This is a genomic window from Citrobacter sp. Cy070 (assembly GCF_030332245.1).
Taxonomy (GTDB): domain Bacteria; phylum Pseudomonadota; class Gammaproteobacteria; order Enterobacterales; family Enterobacteriaceae; genus Citrobacter; species Citrobacter youngae.
Genome location: NZ_JAOWIG010000045.1, coordinates 101,319 through 116,372, shown reverse-complemented (window position 1 = coordinate 116,372; position 15,054 = coordinate 101,319). Strand labels below are relative to the sequence as shown.

General features: G+C 46.3%; 15 protein-coding genes. 8 read left to right on the top strand and 7 right to left on the bottom strand.

All coding sequences use genetic code 11. The annotated features are described in order from the left end of the window. The 6 genes from OGY19_RS05220 (at position 1) to arsA (OGY19_RS05195) (ending at position 5,350) form a co-directional block, all read left to right on the top strand. A complete protein-coding gene (locus OGY19_RS05220) occupies positions 1 to 1,269 on the top strand; it encodes an ISL3-like element ISKpn25 family transposase (protein ID WP_009653618.1) in 1,269 nt (422 codons plus the stop codon). Between the two features lie 272 nt (positions 1,270 to 1,541). Continuing rightward, positions 1,542 to 1,865: an ArsR/SmtB family transcription factor gene (locus OGY19_RS05215; RefSeq protein WP_020996602.1), complete on the top strand. Its 324-nt coding sequence runs from the start codon at positions 1,542 to 1,544 to the stop codon at positions 1,863 to 1,865. A 1-nt stretch (position 1,866) separates the two neighbouring features. After that, positions 1,867 to 2,580 (top strand): arsenical resistance protein ArsH, encoded by a 714-nt coding sequence (gene arsH / locus OGY19_RS05210; RefSeq protein ID WP_008783811.1) that lies wholly within the window; start codon positions 1,867 to 1,869, stop codon positions 2,578 to 2,580. An 8-nt stretch (positions 2,581 to 2,588) separates the two neighbouring features. Beyond that, the gene (locus tag OGY19_RS05205) at positions 2,589 to 3,134 is read left to right on the top strand and encodes a sigma-70 family RNA polymerase sigma factor (RefSeq protein ID WP_234609573.1); all 546 of its coding nucleotides are present in this window, start codon (positions 2,589 to 2,591) and stop codon (positions 3,132 to 3,134) included. Positions 3,135 to 3,209: 75 nt separating this feature from the next. Beyond that, positions 3,210 to 3,572 carry an arsenic metallochaperone ArsD family protein gene (locus tag OGY19_RS05200; protein WP_032943271.1) on the top strand — a complete coding sequence of 121 codons (363 nt, stop codon included), beginning with the start codon at positions 3,210 to 3,212 and terminating at the stop codon, positions 3,570 to 3,572. A gap of 20 nt (positions 3,573 to 3,592) precedes the next feature. Then, on the top strand, positions 3,593 to 5,350 hold the full coding sequence (arsA, locus tag OGY19_RS05195; protein ID WP_286596250.1) for an arsenical pump-driving ATPase: 1,758 nt from the start codon (positions 3,593 to 3,595) through the stop codon (positions 5,348 to 5,350). 76 nt (positions 5,351 to 5,426) lie between these two features. Here the strand turns inward: arsA (OGY19_RS05195) and OGY19_RS05190 are convergent, their stop codons facing one another. From OGY19_RS05190 to arsR, 7 genes are all read right to left on the bottom strand, one after another. Beyond that, positions 5,427 to 5,798 (bottom strand): winged helix-turn-helix domain-containing protein, encoded by a 372-nt coding sequence (locus tag OGY19_RS05190; RefSeq protein WP_144131940.1) that lies wholly within the window; start codon positions 5,796 to 5,798, stop codon positions 5,427 to 5,429. 59 nt (positions 5,799 to 5,857) lie between these two features. Further along, positions 5,858 to 6,670 carry a sulfite exporter TauE/SafE family protein gene (locus tag OGY19_RS05185; protein WP_144131938.1) on the bottom strand — a complete coding sequence of 271 codons (813 nt, stop codon included), beginning with the start codon at positions 6,668 to 6,670 and terminating at the stop codon, positions 5,858 to 5,860. A 149-nt stretch (positions 6,671 to 6,819) separates the two neighbouring features. Then, positions 6,820 to 7,251 carry a glutaredoxin-dependent arsenate reductase gene (gene arsC / locus OGY19_RS05180; protein ID WP_234609920.1) on the bottom strand — a complete coding sequence of 144 codons (432 nt, stop codon included), beginning with the start codon at positions 7,249 to 7,251 and terminating at the stop codon, positions 6,820 to 6,822. A gap of 12 nt (positions 7,252 to 7,263) precedes the next feature. Next, positions 7,264 to 8,553 (bottom strand): arsenite efflux transporter membrane subunit ArsB, encoded by a 1,290-nt coding sequence (gene arsB, locus OGY19_RS05175; RefSeq protein WP_234610216.1) that lies wholly within the window; start codon positions 8,551 to 8,553, stop codon positions 7,264 to 7,266. Positions 8,554 to 8,599: 46 nt separating this feature from the next. Continuing rightward, positions 8,600 to 10,351: an arsenite efflux transporter ATPase subunit ArsA gene (gene arsA, locus OGY19_RS05170; protein ID WP_286596249.1), complete on the bottom strand. Its 1,752-nt coding sequence runs from the start codon at positions 10,349 to 10,351 to the stop codon at positions 8,600 to 8,602. A 17-nt stretch (positions 10,352 to 10,368) separates the two neighbouring features. Then, positions 10,369 to 10,731: an arsenite efflux transporter metallochaperone ArsD gene (arsD, locus tag OGY19_RS05165; protein WP_234610214.1), complete on the bottom strand. Its 363-nt coding sequence runs from the start codon at positions 10,729 to 10,731 to the stop codon at positions 10,369 to 10,371. Between the two features lie 47 nt (positions 10,732 to 10,778). Continuing rightward, complete coding sequence (gene arsR / locus OGY19_RS05160; RefSeq protein WP_191226803.1) at positions 10,779 to 11,132, bottom strand: As(III)-sensing metalloregulatory transcriptional repressor ArsR; 354 nt, start codon at positions 11,130 to 11,132, stop codon at positions 10,779 to 10,781. A gap of 233 nt (positions 11,133 to 11,365) precedes the next feature. On the opposite strand from arsR, the gene OGY19_RS05155 reads away from it, so the two are divergent. Further along, the gene (locus OGY19_RS05155; protein WP_234610213.1) at positions 11,366 to 13,276 is read left to right on the top strand and encodes an ATP-dependent nuclease; all 1,911 of its coding nucleotides are present in this window, start codon (positions 11,366 to 11,368) and stop codon (positions 13,274 to 13,276) included. Positions 13,277 to 13,278: 2 nt separating this feature from the next. Continuing rightward, complete coding sequence (locus OGY19_RS05150) at positions 13,279 to 15,039, top strand: DEAD/DEAH box helicase (RefSeq protein ID WP_234609489.1); 1,761 nt, start codon at positions 13,279 to 13,281, stop codon at positions 15,037 to 15,039. Positions 15,040 to 15,054 lie beyond the last annotated feature (15 nt).

Genomic DNA, 15,054 nt, shown 5'->3' with positions numbered 1-15,054 from the left:
ATGCTTGACCTGCTGAATCTGCCAGGCATCAAGCCGGTCGATATGCGCCACGAAGGCAAGTGCCTTGTGATAGTCGCTGAGCCGGTAACGGTCGAGGTGCCGTTATGTGGGGACTGCAACATCCCTATGCACAGACACGGTACGCGCAAAAACAAGTTCATGGACACGCCGTTGTACATGGAGCCCGTCCGCCTTGAAGTTCAGCGCCCGCGCTTTCGCTGTGAGTCGTGCGGAAAAATGTCCATGCCGGAGTTGAGTTTTCTGGATGACAAACGCCGAGCCACCAAACGGCTGGTCGATGTTATTCGGCAACAGTGCCTGGGAACCACCTTCCATGCTTTAGCTGAGCAAACCGGTGTGGCGGTGAACACCGTCAAGAACATCGCTCACGATCTCATTGAGGAACTCTCCCAAACCGTTCGTTACGAAACCCCAGTCATCATGGGCATTGACGAAGTGAACCTGGCCGGAGGGTATCGCTGTGTAATCACCAATCTGGCAACCAACAACGTCTTTGATATGTTGGAGCATCGAACTCAAGAGCATTTGAAGCCCTTCTTCAAGGATTTGCCGGATGCTGACAAGGTGGAATGGGTCTGTACGGATATGTGGCGACCCTTCAAGCGTTCCTTTGCTCAGTATCTGCCCAACGCCAAACTGGTGATCGACAAGTTCCATGTCGTCAAGATGGCTTCTGAAGCCTTGGAAGTGGAGCGCAAGAACTATCAGGCACAGTTAAGCAAAGAAGATCGCATTTACGTCAAAAAGTCGATTCGCTGGCTCACCCTGAAGCGACCCGGCAACTTGACACCCGCAGAGCAAAAGGCGCTGGAGGTTGTAAAGCAGGCGATCCCAGCACTTGCCATGGCCTATGACTTCAAGGAAGCCTTCTTCTGCATCTACGACGAACCCGACAAGCAGAGCGCTCAGAACGCCTTTGAGGCTTGGGAGAACAGCCTTCCACTTTATGGCATGGAGCCTTTCAAAACACTGGTAAAAACGGTACACAACCATTACGACGACATCTTTGCCTACTGGGATGCGCCGTTCTCAATCACCAATGGCTATACAGAAGGGCTCAACGGCTTGATCAAGATGTCCAATCGGTTAGGTCGGGGTTATAGCTATGAGATCATCCGTGCAAAGACGTTGTACTCCAAAGAAGCCCGCAAGGTTGGCAGTGGTATTCGAGCAGGACGAGGCAAGGTCGAGTATGGACCGCACATTCCGACATTGTTGAAGCAGGCAGAAGGTGGAGAGTTGGATTAACGCGAGAGATGGCGCGTCTGAGAATCCAACCAATGTTAGATTTTCGCTGGGTGGTGAAAAACAGAAAAATCCAACCAGAAGCAGCTTTTTTTCCGACTAAGAATCAAGGGTTAGAATGGATGAATTCCAACCCTAGAATGCAAATAGCCCTTTTTCTCAATGATGCTCCCCCTTTATCCAAAATGTTCAGGGGCAAGGCCCATTCACTATTGGTATTTATTGGAAGATACGATACATTTCTATAATTCCAGAAATATAGAAATGAGATGCAAATGGAGCTATCGAAAGCAGCAGAAACCCTGAAAGAGCTGGGTCATCCTACGCGCCTAAGCGTATACAGAGAGCTGGTTAAAGCCGGGCATGAAGGGCTACCGGTTGGCGAACTGCAGAAGCTGCTCGAAATCCCAGCGTCTACGTTGAGCCATCATCTTTCCTCGTTGATATCAGTTTCTTTGGTACGCCAGGAACGTCAGGGTAGAACGCTCTTTTGCCACGCTCGATATGAAAACCTTGAGGCTCTGATTGCCTTCCTGACAGAAGAATGCTGCTCAGGGACTAACGACTGCCTCCCCCTGCCCCAGAAGACGGAGAAGTAAAATGACAGGTGATCTTAAGAATGTTGATGCGGGTTTGTTCGACACCTCAATCACAGAAGCAAGATTCGGTGTTCCTGCCGTTCCTCATCCGCCGCGAATCCTCATGCTATACGGCTCTGTACGTGAACGCTCTTACAGCCGATTGGCAACGGAAGAAGCGGCAAGATTGCTGACAGCCATGGGCGCAGAGGTTCGGATCTTCAATCCCTCAGGCTTGCCTCTTCCTGATGATGCGCCTGACTCGCATCCTAAAGTCATGGAACTGCGCGAGCTGGTTCGTTGGTCCGAAGGGATGGTGTGGTGTTCCCCTGAACGCCATGGTGCGATGACCGGCATCATGAAAGCCCAGATTGATTGGATACCGTTATCAGAAGGCGCTGTTCGCCCTTCGCAGGGTAAGACACTGGCCGTTATGCAGGTCTGCGGTGGCTCTCAGTCTTTCAATGCCGTAAACCAGATGCGAATTCTTGGCCGCTGGATGCGGATGATCACCATCCCGAATCAGTCCTCCGTGGCAAAAGCCTGGCAGGAATTTGATGAAGATGGACGAATGAAACCGTCGTCTTATTACGACAGGATCGTGGATGTGATGGAAGAACTGGTGAAATTTACTCTGCTGACCCGAGGTAACTCAGCCTATCTCGTTGATCGCTACAGCGAACGAAAAGAGTCTGCAGAAGAACTTTCACGGCGGGTTAATCAGAGCAAAATTTGAGGGCTGGTATGAGTGATGTAACGGTATTCAACAACTGCATGAGCGTGTTCTGGCGTCAACATGAAGCCGAACTCTCTCGCTTTCTGACATCGAAGACAGGTGATAGCGAAAAAGCAGCAGACCTTCTGCAAGAGCTATTCCTGCGTGCCCGCGCTCATTCAGACAGTTTCTGCGAAATGGAGAATCCGCGAGCCTGGCTGTATCGGGCGGCGAGGAATCTGCTGATTGATGAGTACCGCACCACCAGGGAATTCGTTGAGCTGGAAGATGATGCCCCATTAATTGATGCATCCCCTGATGCAATCTCAACGCTGGATATTTGCCTGCCTGAAACATTGCAGGCATTACCTGAAGATGAGCGGTGGTTGATTGAAGAATCCGACCTTAACCGGCGTCCCCAGCAGTCCCTGGCCGATGAACTGGGAATCACGCTTACGGCGTTTAAATCCCGACTACTACGGGCCAGAAAGCACCTGAAAGAAACGATGACAGAACTTTGTCAGATTGAGGCGGATGACACGTCTCCCGTCTGCTGCCACAAAAATATGAATTAATCGCGCATCTTTTCCCCACCACCTTCGTTTACCTCAGTGTAAAGCCAAATGACTAAACACTGAGGTAAACAGTCCATGTCAAAAATTGAGATCTTTGAAGCAGCAGGCTGCTGTGCAACCAGCAGCGTTGTAGTCAGTGACGAAGCCGTCAAATGGAACGCCAGCGCCGAATGGGCGAAAAAGAATGGCGTTGATATACAGCGCTACAGCCTTGCGAAGAACCCGCAGCAGTTCCTGAATTCGCCGGTCATTAAAGAGTTTCTGAACACATCAGGGATGGAGTCCCTCCCTGTCACCTTGCTCGACGGCAAACTCGTGATGGCAGGCAAACTGCCGACTCGTGAAGATATCGCCCGTTGGGCAGGTATTCCGCTTACTCAGGACTGGAGTAAAGACAGCGCACAACCACGCTGCTGCAGCATTCCACGTATGCCTTAATTCCAGAGGAGCAATCACTGATGAATATGCCATTTTTAAAAGACATTCCCCCGTTCATCTTCTTCACTGGCAAAGGTGGCGTGGGTAAAACATCCCTGGCCTGTGCTACTGCGGTATGGCTGGCCGATCAGGGTAAGAGAACGCTTCTGGTGAGTACCGACCCGGCTTCCAATGTCGGCCAAGTCTTTAGCCAGACTATCGGCCACCGAATCACAGATATCAGTACCGTAGAAAATCTTGCCGCGATGGAAGTTGATCCGATGGCTGCAGCACAGGCTTATCGTGACCGAGTACTCGACCCGGTTCGCGGGCTGATGCCAGCCGATGTGGTCAGCAGCATTGAAGAACAGCTCTCCGGTTCATGCACTACGGAAATCGCGGCATTTGATGAGTTTACTGGTCTTCTTACCAACCATGAGTTGCGGGAAAAGTATGACCATATCGTATTTGATACTGCGCCAACCGGTCATACCATCCGTATGCTTGAGTTGCCGGGGGCCTGGAGCGGTTATCTCGAAGCGAACCCTGATGCCGCCGCTAACCTCGGGCCGCTGGTGGGGCTGGAGAAACAACAGCACCAGTACTCAGACGCGGTTAAGGCGCTGTCTGATGCAGCTCTCACGCGCTTGGTTCTGGTTGCCCGAGCCCAAGCTTCAACACTGAAAGAAGTCTCTCATACGCACGATGAGCTTTCTGCTATCGGTTTGCAGCATCAACACCTTGCCATTAATGGCGTGCTGCCGCCGTTTGCGGGTGAAAATGATCCACTCGCGCAAAGTATTCTGGCTCGAGAAGAAAAAGCATTACAGGCAATGCCAGAGAACCTGGCGAACCTTCCCCGCTCGCAGCTGTATCTGAAGCCATTTAATCTGGTCGGTCTGGAAGCCCTGCGTCAGTTATTTACGGAGAACAAAGCCTCGCTGCCGCTCCCTGCTACCACGCTGAATACTTTGGATTTACCGAAACTTTCCTCACTGGTAGATGAACTCAGCCAAACAGGCAAAGGGCTGGTCATGACGATGGGTAAAGGCGGAGTGGGTAAAACGACCGTAGCGGCATCGGTAGCGGTATCGCTGGCTAAGCGTGGTCACAAGGTCCACCTGACCACATCCGATCCGGCGGCACATCTGTCTTACACCCTGGATGGCTCGCTGCCAAATCTTCAGGTTAGCCGTATCGACCCGAAGGTAGAAACAGAACGCTATCGTCACTTTGTTCTGGAAAACCAGGGGAAAGGGTTGGATGCGGAAGGGCTGGCGGTGCTGGAGGAAGATCTCCGCTCGCCATGTACTGAAGAGATCGCCGTCTTCCAGGCATTCTCGCGGATCATCAAAGAGGCCGACGATCATTTTGTCATTATGGACACTGCGCCAACGGGCCACACACTTCTGCTACTGGATGCGACCGGAGCCTATCACCGGGAAATGGTGCGCCAGATGGGGCAAACACATGACCATGTGATGACGCCAATGATGCAATTGCAGGACCCGGAGAAGACAAAGGTGATTATCGTGACGCTTGCCGAAACGACACCGGTACTGGAAGCGGCAAACTTGCAGCATGATTTGCGTCGCGCTGGCATCGAGCCATGGGCATGGGTTGTGAATAACAGCCTGGCGGCAGCTGAACCGTCTTCACCTTTCCTGAAGACCAGGGCGAACCGCGAGTTGCCTCTCATCTCTGATGTGGAAGAGCAGTATGCAAAGCGTATTGCACTGACAGCTCTGCAGAGTGAAGAACCAGTAGGTATTAACCTTCTGGCTGAAATGGCTAAATAGCGAAACTGATAAGGGGGCGCATGCCCCCTTAATGCTTTGTTGTCGTTATGTTTACCGGGTTATTAAACTCTGGGACCTACAACTTCCCAAATAGAATTTTTTCGAGCTCGATTAACTGTTGCTGAGATTGCTCATTTAGATGAGCCTCGGCCTGATCATACCAGGTCAGCAGGTTACGTCCCAATGGAGTCAGCACTGTACCACCGCCTTTATTGCCACCTGTAGATGTGGTCACAACAGGCTGACCGATCCCCTTATTCAAGGTATCAATTAAGAGCCATGCTCTTTTGTAGGGTATCCCCAAATCTTTAGCTGCCGCCGAGAGAGAGTGAAAACCATCAATTGCTCTTAAAAGGTCAACCTTCCCCGGCCCCAGAGAAATGTTGTCATTAATATAGATCCGTGGTCTGACTAATATTAAGTTTGATTTAAGGGGCTTACTTTTCATTCTGATACCTTTTCAAAATCATTTTCTCTGTGATGCGGAATGGTCCAAAGCGTAAACCATCATCTTTGCCGGGTATGCTTAAAGGTTTTGATTGCGGAAATAAGCAGTACCACGCCCAACAGCGTCATAAGTACTCTTACCGGGAACATACCGAGCATAAGGCCCCCAACAGCAGCCCCTATAACGGAACCGATGACCATCCACACAAAAAGTTTTTTCTCTTTTCTCAGGATCTGGAAAGCATCAGCATTGGTGTAGCGAGAAAAACCCACAATCATCGTCGGTAAACTGATCATTAATGACAAACTGCCTGCCAGTTTAATGTCAGCCCCAAAAAGGATAACGATGGTTGGTATAAGGAGTTCTCCCCCTGCAACACCCAGCAGAGCCGCAACATTCCCGATGAAGAAACCAGCAATGACACCAGCAATGATGGTGGCGATTCCTGGCTGGAATAATCCAGTTGAGCTGTCATGCAGAGGCATCCATGCTTCTGAAAGCATTACGAATGACAAGATAACAAGCAGGATCAGAATGATTCTGTCCAGCCAGATACGTGACATTTTTATAGCTCTTCCAGCAGCCCACCATGCTCCGATAAGGCTACCAGCAAGCAAATTGATAACAATATCAAGATGTGCCAACAGCTGGTCGACTGCAATCGACTTTGTGCGGAATATCAAAGCAACGGCAACGACAGTAAGGCTCATTGCTTTGTTAAATATAACCGCTTCCAGTGTGGGCATTTTGAAACTGCCAATCAGGACCGGAAGGCGGAATTCAGCACCACCAAGACCAATCAAGCCACCTAAAGCACCTATTAACGTGCCTGATAAAAAACCTTTCCCGTTCCGTTTTAATTCTGATGACATATGTTACCTTTCCCGTTATGTCGTTTTTGACATAACGGGAAAGGTAACACAGAGAGTAAGGATTCTGGAAGCGTAGATTTGACTATCTGGATGGATAATAAAAAAGAGGATTTGAAAGGGCTATGGAATTAGCCCTTTCATAGGTTGAGTTACTTGTTGTCGATTCGTTTTCCGCTGGCGTCAACAACCTTCTCACCGTCTTCCTTGGTGAAAGCCGCTTTCTGGGCATCTGGAAGGATATCCAGAACAACCTCCGAAGGACGGCAAAGTTTAGTTCCGAGTGGAGTCACAACAATCGGACGGTTGATCAGAATCGGATGCTGCAGCATAAAGTCGATGAGCTGGTCGTCAGTAAATTTATCATCTGCAAGACCCAGTTCCTCATACGGTTCGACGTTCTTACGCAGCAAAGCCCGGACGGAAATGCCCATATCTGCAATGAGTTTGACCAGCTCATCGCGTGAAGGTGGGGTCTCAAGGTAAAGAATAACGGTCGGCTCATTACCGCTGTTGCGGATCATCTCCAGCGTGTTACGCGACGTGCCGCAGGCCGGGTTGTGATAAATAGTGATGTTGCTCATATCAGTATCTCATTACAAAGTGAAAGAGAGACGTAGCGCCAGCGCTGCCAGCGTTACAAACAGCACAGGCAGAGTCATGACGATCCCGGTGCGGAAATAGTATCCCCAGGTGATGGTCATATTCTTCTGTGAAAGGACATGCAGCCAGAGCAGCGTTGCCAGGCTACCAATAGGTGTAATTTTCGGGCCCAGATCGCAGCCAATCACGTTGGCGTAGATCATCGCTTCTTTGATAACGCCTGTTGCGGTGCTGCCATCAATAGAGAGAGCGCCAACCAGCACGGTAGGCATGTTGTTCATGATGGAAGACAGGAAAGCCGTCAGGAAGCCAGTACCAAGCGTCGCAGCCCAGAGTCCTTTATCCGCCAGTACGTTCAGCACACCTGAAAGGTATTCGGTTAGCCCAGCGTTGCGCAGACCGTAGACCACCAGGTACATCCCCAATGAGAAGATGACGATCTGCCATGGCGCACCGCGAAGCACTTTGCCAGTGTTAATGGCATGGCCTCGTTTCGCCACCGCAAACAGAATGACAGCTCCTACAGCAGCAATCGCGCTGACCGGGATACCCAACGGCTCAAGGACGAAAAAGCCAACCAGAAGAAGGATCAACACGATCCAACCGGTTCTGAAGGTTGCCAGATCTTTAATCGCTTTTGCAGGTGCTTTCAGGAGAGCCAGGTCGTAAGTCGGCGGAATATCTTTGCGGAAGAACAGATGCAGCATCACCAGCGTGGCGATAATAGCGGCAATATCCACCGGCACCATTACCGACGCATACTCAGAGAAGCCCAGCCCAAAGAAGTCTGCAGAAACGATGTTAACCAGGTTGGACACGATAAGCGGCAGACTGGCCGTATCGGCAATAAACCCGGCGGCCATGACAAATGCCAGAGTAGTACCTTTACTGAAACCTAATGCAAGCAGCATGGCGATGACAATTGGAGTAAGAATCAATGCCGCACCATCGTTGGCAAACAATGCCGCCACCGCTGCACCTAGCAGGACGATATACGTAAAGAGCAAACGGCCACGACCGTTACCCCAGCGTGAAACATGCAATGCCGCCCATTCGAAAAAGCCGGATTCATCGAGCAGCAGGCTGATGATAATCACCGCAATAAAGGTCGCTGTCGCGTTCCAGACGATATTCCACACCACCGGAATATCGCTTACATGCACAACGCCAGATATCAAAGCCAGTCCTGCGCCTAGCGTTGCACTCCAGCCGATCCCTAATCCCTTCGGTTGCCAGATAACCAAAACAATGGTCAGGACAAAAATAGCGCCTGCCAGTAACATACATCCTCCTGACAGGGCGGTTCTACCGCCCTGTAAAAACAAAAAATTAACTCGCCAACTCTCTGAGTTTTTCAATACCGGCTGGCTCAGAAGCCAGTACCGGAACGAGCGCTATACGGTCAGCATGCTGATTCTTAACAGCCTCAATTTGAGGCAGTTCCTGCTGGGCGCGCTGGCAAAGCAACGGAGAACGCGTATCCGCAATGGAAAGGCTGTTATTGATAATCCAGCCCCACGGATGAATCCCCGCACGCTCAAGATCGGACTGCAGGTTTGCTGCTTCCAGTACCGGTGTGGTTTCAGGCAGAGTGACCAGCAGGACTTTGGTGCGTTCCGGGTCCTGAAGCTGCATCATCGGAGTGGTAAAATGACCTTTATCTCCCATCTTCTTGGCAATCTCACGGTGATAAGCCCCTGTAGCATCAAGCAGTAATAGCGTATGCCCGGTGGGTGCCGTATCCATGACCACAAACCGTTTGCCTGCTTCACGGATTACGCGTGAGAACGCCTGGAACACCGCAATCTCTTCCGTGCAAGGAGAACGTAAATCCTCTTCCAGTAGCCGTTTCCCTGTTTCGTCCAGATCTCTTCCCTTCGTCTCAAGAACATGCTGGCGATAGCGTTCGGTTTCATCGTGAGGGTTGATGCGGCTGACCTGAAGGTTTTTGAGGCTGCCGTTCAGCGTTGTACTTAGGTGCGCAGCAGGATCAGAGGTCGTGAGATGCACGTCAAATCCCATGTCTGCCAGCCTTACGGCGATGGCAGCAGCCATTGTGGTTTTCCCTACGCCACCTTTGCCCATCAGCATAATCAGGCCGTGTTCACTGCGAGCGATATCATTGACCAGGCCAGAGAGCGATAAGTTTTCAGGCGTGTACTGGATGTTCGTTACCGGGAGCGGTAATGCCTCAGAACCGGTATCCAGCAGTCCCTTCAATGCTGAAACACCAACCATATTGACTGGCTGTAGTAATAGGGTATCTGTCGGTAGCCCAGATAAACCGGCAGGAAGATTTGCCAGTGCCTCCTGTTCACGTTGCCATATCGCAGCGGCCAGGGTGTCATGTTCAGCTTCAGTTGTAGGCAGCACACCATTAATAACCAGGTACTGGTTTTTCAGCCCAATCGCAGCCAGTTCTTCATGGGTGCGGGCGACTTCCTGCAGCGTAGATTTTTGCAGTCGCGCAACCAGAACCAGGCGGGTACGTTCAGGATCGGATAACGCCTCTACCGCATGAGCATACTGCTCACGCTGCTTTTCCAGCCCGGCCATTGGGCCAAGACAGGAAGCACCATCTGGATTACTTTCAATGAAGCTACTCCAGGCACCGGGAAGCTGGAGAAGGCGAATCGTGTGACCCGTCGGCGCTGTATCAAAAATGATGTGATCGAAGCGGGTCAGCAGGGAAGCGTCTGTCAATAAGCCGGTGAACTCATCAAACGCCGCAATCTCAGTGGTACAGGCTCCTGAAAGCTGCTCGCTGATACTGTTAATAACGTCATCAGGCAAAAGACCTTTGATAGGACCAACGATTCTGGAGCGGTATTGTTGGGCGGCTTCCTGCGGGTCGATTTCCAGAGCGGAAAGTCCATGAACTTCTGCCACAGGGCGAATGGTGTTACCTATAGCCTGATCGAATACCTGGCCGACATTGGAGGCGGGATCGGTACTGACCAGCAAAACCCGCTTACCCTGTTCAGCAAGGCGGATTGCCGTCGCGCAGGAAATAGAAGTTTTTCCTACACCTCCCTTACCGGTAAAAAACAGGTAAGGCGGGATATTCTGTAAGAATTTCATATATCCTCCTGACATACTCAGCAACAGGAAGTATTACCACCACAGCAGCTGGTGGAAGCTAACCCTACCTTCTCCAGCGGTATACCGAACCAGCGAGCCAGCTCAGCGCGTTTTGGGTATCGCCCTGCCATCACCGTTTCACCGTCCAACAGCAGTAACGGAAGCCCTTCTGCTCCAGATGCTTCGAGGAATGCTTTCGCTTTCTCATTCTGAACAAAGCTCATGGGCTGCTGCGCCAGGTTGTAACGTTCAACCTGCACACCACGTCCTTTCAGCCACTGCACATCAGCAGAAAAATCAACCAGAACCTGATCGACATCTGAGCCACATACGCCGGTACTGCAGCACATTGCCGGGTCAAACACCGTTAACGTTTTCATTCTGAATACCTCACATTCGTAAAATCATATATGTTCAGGCAAATTTTTTAGATGCAAACAGCCTTACCGCTACCAGAGCAGTTTGCCGATGCCAGCTTACGGGCGATGGCCTGTACGTCGTCCTGTTGGCTTAACCAGGCCTGCTCAATCACCTGAGCGGCCCAGGAAGGAATATGCGGGGATAAGCGGTAGTGAACCCATTTCCCCTGCTTGCGATCCAGCAATAGGCCACTTTCCCGGAGCATTGCCAGATGACGGGAGATCTTTGGCTGCGACTGATCCAGCGCCGTACAGAGATCGCACACGCACAGCTCTCCCATCTCCCTGAGCAGCAGCACGATGCCCAGACGGGTTTCATCGGAGAGGTTTTTGAAGAGTTGTAGGGAAGTTAGAGACATCATTCCTCCTGTTCATTTGAAGTCAGGATACTCTTTAAAAAAATAAAATCAATTTACACATTCGTAAAAACGAATATGTTTTATGCGTTTTTACGAGATGTGACCCACAAATTACGGGGCAAGGGTTTACTTTTCTCTTTAATACCTTGAAATTATTTTATTTTTTTGTTAATCGTTGGATTTGGATTTTAAACAGAAAAAAGCAATTTGCTGATGTTATCAGGATGGTTACTCATATGTTTTTAAGCAAATTAAAAATAAAAGGCTTTAGATGTTTTAATGATGAATTTAATATTTCATTAAATGAAGGTCTTAGTGTTATTGTAGGTGAAAATGGGGCTGGGAAATCTGCTATTATAAACTCAATAAGGCAATTATTTATTGATTCAGAATCAGAGCGATATAACATAACAGAAAATGATTTTCATAGCCCATTCAGTAATCCTCCAAAAGCAAGTGATTCATTTACAATTAATGCGGAGTTTTCTAATTTAGATGCAAAGGAGATAATTGCCTTACTTCCTTGGACTGGGAATTCAGATGTAGCTAAATTAAATTTACACGTTGAGAATAAAGAAATAAGAGGGAGATATAAAAAATCACTTTGGGGTGGTGATTCGCAAAATTCTCAATTTGATTATGAATTATTAGACCTAATTTATTGCATATATCTCCCGCCATTAAGAGATGCAGAATCAAAACTGACCAACGGTCGGCAGTCAAGATTATCGAAACTTTTAAAAGCTATAAATAGAAAAGATCTAAAAACACTTAAAAAAAGTGGTGGAGTGCATCCTTTAGTAGATAAAGTTAATACCTTCAATGATGAATTATCAAATAGTGATTTATACAGTATTAAAGCCGCAAACCAATTAATAAAAAACCAGCTACAGAATGCTATAGGGCTTAATTTTGGGCAGAACACAGCAATTCAATTTGCAGAAAGTGACTTTACTAGAATTGTAGAAAGTTTACGGCTTATATTTTTCCCTGACTTAAAAGAGAATGACACCAAACTTTTTAGAAATTTAGAGCAAAACAGCTTAGGTTATAATAATCTCCTTTATATTGCATCTATATTAGCCGAGCTTACTCTAGGCAACGAACAAGACTCATCTACTTGTAGAGTGTTATTAATAGAAGAACCCGAAGCTCATTTGCACCCTCAACTTCAAATAAGATTACTTGAGCATTTAAAAAAAGTATCCGAAGACAAAGAAAATAATGTGCAAGTAATTGTCACAACGCATTCGACAACTCTTGCTTCTTCAGTCAGTGTTGATTCTATCATTCACTTATCCAAATCAACTTCCCCAGTAGCAACACGTATAAAAGACTGTGGATTGGCAAAAAAAAGTAAAGAGTTCATTGATAGATGGATGGATGTAACTAAATCCAACTTACTTTTCGCAAGTGGTGTAATTCTCGTCGAGGGTATAGCCGAGCAAATGCTATTGCCTGTTTTAGCAAAAGAGGCATTAGCTAGTAGAGATGTAGGGAAGAACACCTTATCAGATTTAGGTGTTTCTGTTATAAATCTTAATGGTATCTATTTTAGACACTTCATGGGAATATATTGTAACTTTGCAATCCCAAGTGAAAAGACAAAACATGAAGGATTAAACATACCTGTTCGCTGTGCAGGATTAACAGATCTTGACCCTCCCAAAAAGATAAAGGAAAGCGTAGAAGAAAATAAGTTCATTGAAAAAATAGTTATCCCCCATGATGATGAAATGTATGATGGAACTAATCATGCTATCAAACTCGTGGGAGAGATAAATAGTTCTAAATATGCAAGGCTTTATGTAAGTAAATACAAAACACTTGAATACGATTTAGCAATGACAGGGAATAACATTGCTGTTATGTCAACTGTACTTTATGAAATTTGGCCTACAGACGGGGAAATAAAGAAGAAGATAAAAGCAATTATGGATGTAAATGACGATTGGTCGAAGAAAAAATCTAGCGAACGAGCTGTGATTGCAAATGAGTTATTACAATATATCGAGAACAATGAGTTAGGGAAAGGATATTTTGCACAAAGTCTGTCAGATAAAATCTTAAGTAATAAAGTTAAATTTGAAACGCCAGAATATATTAAAAATGCTATTCTCTGGGTATGCCAAGATGGAGAGGTATAAAGATGAAGCATTTTAACTCTCAACAGATAGATTATATCGAATCATCTATTAGCTCTAGTATTTATCTTGAGGCGTGTCCTGGTAGTGGAAAAACTGAAGTCATTGCCGCGAAAGTTGCAAAGGAGATAAATAATTGGACACTTAGTCCTAGTGGTATAGCTTTATTATCCTTTTCTAATAGCGCTACAGATGAACTTTTCTCACGGGTTAAAAAGTACTCTCCCGATACAGTCAGTAGATTTCCACACTTCATTGGAACTTTTGATAGTTTTATATTTAAGTTTTTAATTAGTCCTAACGCAAAAAGTTTGACTCATTTTGAGGGGGAGTGTAATAACAATACTTTAAGGATTATAGAGTCTGCGTCACCATTATTCATTCAAACAAAATATGCTTACAATCAAAGAGGAAAGATCAAAGCTCACCATTATACTTTTGATAGAAGAAATGATTCCATACTGTTCAACTCGGATAACCCCGAACTTGACAGAATGAGAAACGCCATAAATCTGAAGGAATGGCAAATTAAAGATTTAATAGAAACAAAAAATAAGTTATTTAAATCTGGATTAATGACTCACGATGACTCACTATTTCTTGCTGCTGAAATCTTCAGTAATGAACAGTATAAAAATTATGCTTCATTACTCTCTAAAAGATTTCCACTAATTATTATTGATGAGTGCCAAGATTTATCATACGAGCACTTATTTATATTGCAGGGGCTTCATGATCTAGGAGTTAAACTTCACTTTGTCGGTGATTTAGATCAATCCATTTATGGTTTCCGTGCTGTAGATCCTAAAGATACAATAAAATTCATTGCTGACAATGAATTCGAAAGAATGCCATTAAAAATTAATTACCGAAGCTGTCAGCAAATCATTGATCTTTGTTCAAAATTATCAGCGCATGATGGTGTTAATGGCCAATTTAGTTCAATTGAATCTCCCTGTATCGTTTTGCAGTATAATGAAACGCCTCTAGAATTAATCGATAGAATTGGACAGATATGTTTCGGATACAGTAATAATGTAATTGTAGCTCGTGGGCACTCTATTTTGGAAAAGTTCACATTTAATGGTATCGAAGATAATATTGTGAAAAATCTTGTTAACGCAATAAATATTTTCTCATTGCATGGAACTCAAAATATAAAAAACTCACTGCAGTTATTTTCAACAGTAATACGCGCAAGATCAAATCATCCAATTAGAGAATCTAAGTATAATTGTCCTAATGAGATTGAGTCATCCGTGCAATGGCGAGCATTTCTTTTCTATACATTGGAATACTTCATCGAGAATAAGCTCAACAATTTTGAATTAACATGGAGTAAATGGTGTAAAAATGCAAATGCAATCCTTATCAATCTTCATCAACAACCGTTCATAACTGATGAATTAAAACCTATAGTAGAGGAAGTATTTCCCTTATCTATAAAAGCTCCTTCAGGACTTGCAAAAATTAATGTTTCGGAGTTCACTGCAATAGAAAAAGTAAATACTGAAAATTATAAATATGCTACAATTCATAGCGTTAAAGGTGAAACTCATGATGTGACAATTCTACTATCATCGCCTTCAAACTCTGGAAATAATGGTTCACACTGGAAACAGTGGATAAATAATCAAAAGTCAGAATCGACCAGATTTGCCTATGTTGCAAGCTCAAGGCCTAGATATCGATTAGTCTGGGGTGTCAAAAAATTAAAAGATAGTGAGGCTGATACATTAAGAAAACTTGGTTTTACTATTGAATGAAGATATTTTTACCTG

Coding starts and splice junctions, on each gene's coding strand:
- OGY19_RS05155 (WP_234610213.1), top strand. CDS start 11,366: ATGTTTTTAAGCAAATTAAAAATAAAAGGCTTTAGATGTTTTAATGAT.
- arsA (WP_286596250.1), top strand. CDS start 3,593: ATGAATATGCCATTTTTAAAAGACATTCCCCCGTTCATCTTCTTCACT.
- OGY19_RS05150 (WP_234609489.1), top strand. CDS start 13,279: ATGAAGCATTTTAACTCTCAACAGATAGATTATATCGAATCATCTATT.
- arsA (WP_286596249.1), bottom strand. CDS start 10,351: ATGAAATTCTTACAGAATATCCCGCCTTACCTGTTTTTTACCGGTAAG.
- arsR (WP_191226803.1), bottom strand. CDS start 11,132: ATGATGTCTCTAACTTCCCTACAACTCTTCAAAAACCTCTCCGATGAA.
- OGY19_RS05185 (WP_144131938.1), bottom strand. CDS start 6,670: ATGTCATCAGAATTAAAACGGAACGGGAAAGGTTTTTTATCAGGCACG.
- OGY19_RS05205 (WP_234609573.1), top strand. CDS start 2,589: ATGAGTGATGTAACGGTATTCAACAACTGCATGAGCGTGTTCTGGCGT.
- OGY19_RS05215 (WP_020996602.1), top strand. CDS start 1,542: ATGGAGCTATCGAAAGCAGCAGAAACCCTGAAAGAGCTGGGTCATCCT.
- OGY19_RS05220 (WP_009653618.1), top strand. CDS start 1: ATGCTTGACCTGCTGAATCTGCCAGGCATCAAGCCGGTCGATATGCGC.
- OGY19_RS05200 (WP_032943271.1), top strand. CDS start 3,210: ATGTCAAAAATTGAGATCTTTGAAGCAGCAGGCTGCTGTGCAACCAGC.
- arsH (WP_008783811.1), top strand. CDS start 1,867: ATGACAGGTGATCTTAAGAATGTTGATGCGGGTTTGTTCGACACCTCA.
- arsD (WP_234610214.1), bottom strand. CDS start 10,731: ATGAAAACGTTAACGGTGTTTGACCCGGCAATGTGCTGCAGTACCGGC.
- arsB (WP_234610216.1), bottom strand. CDS start 8,553: ATGTTACTGGCAGGCGCTATTTTTGTCCTGACCATTGTTTTGGTTATC.
- arsC (WP_234609920.1), bottom strand. CDS start 7,251: ATGAGCAACATCACTATTTATCACAACCCGGCCTGCGGCACGTCGCGT.
- OGY19_RS05190 (WP_144131940.1), bottom strand. CDS start 5,798: ATGAAAAGTAAGCCCCTTAAATCAAACTTAATATTAGTCAGACCACGG.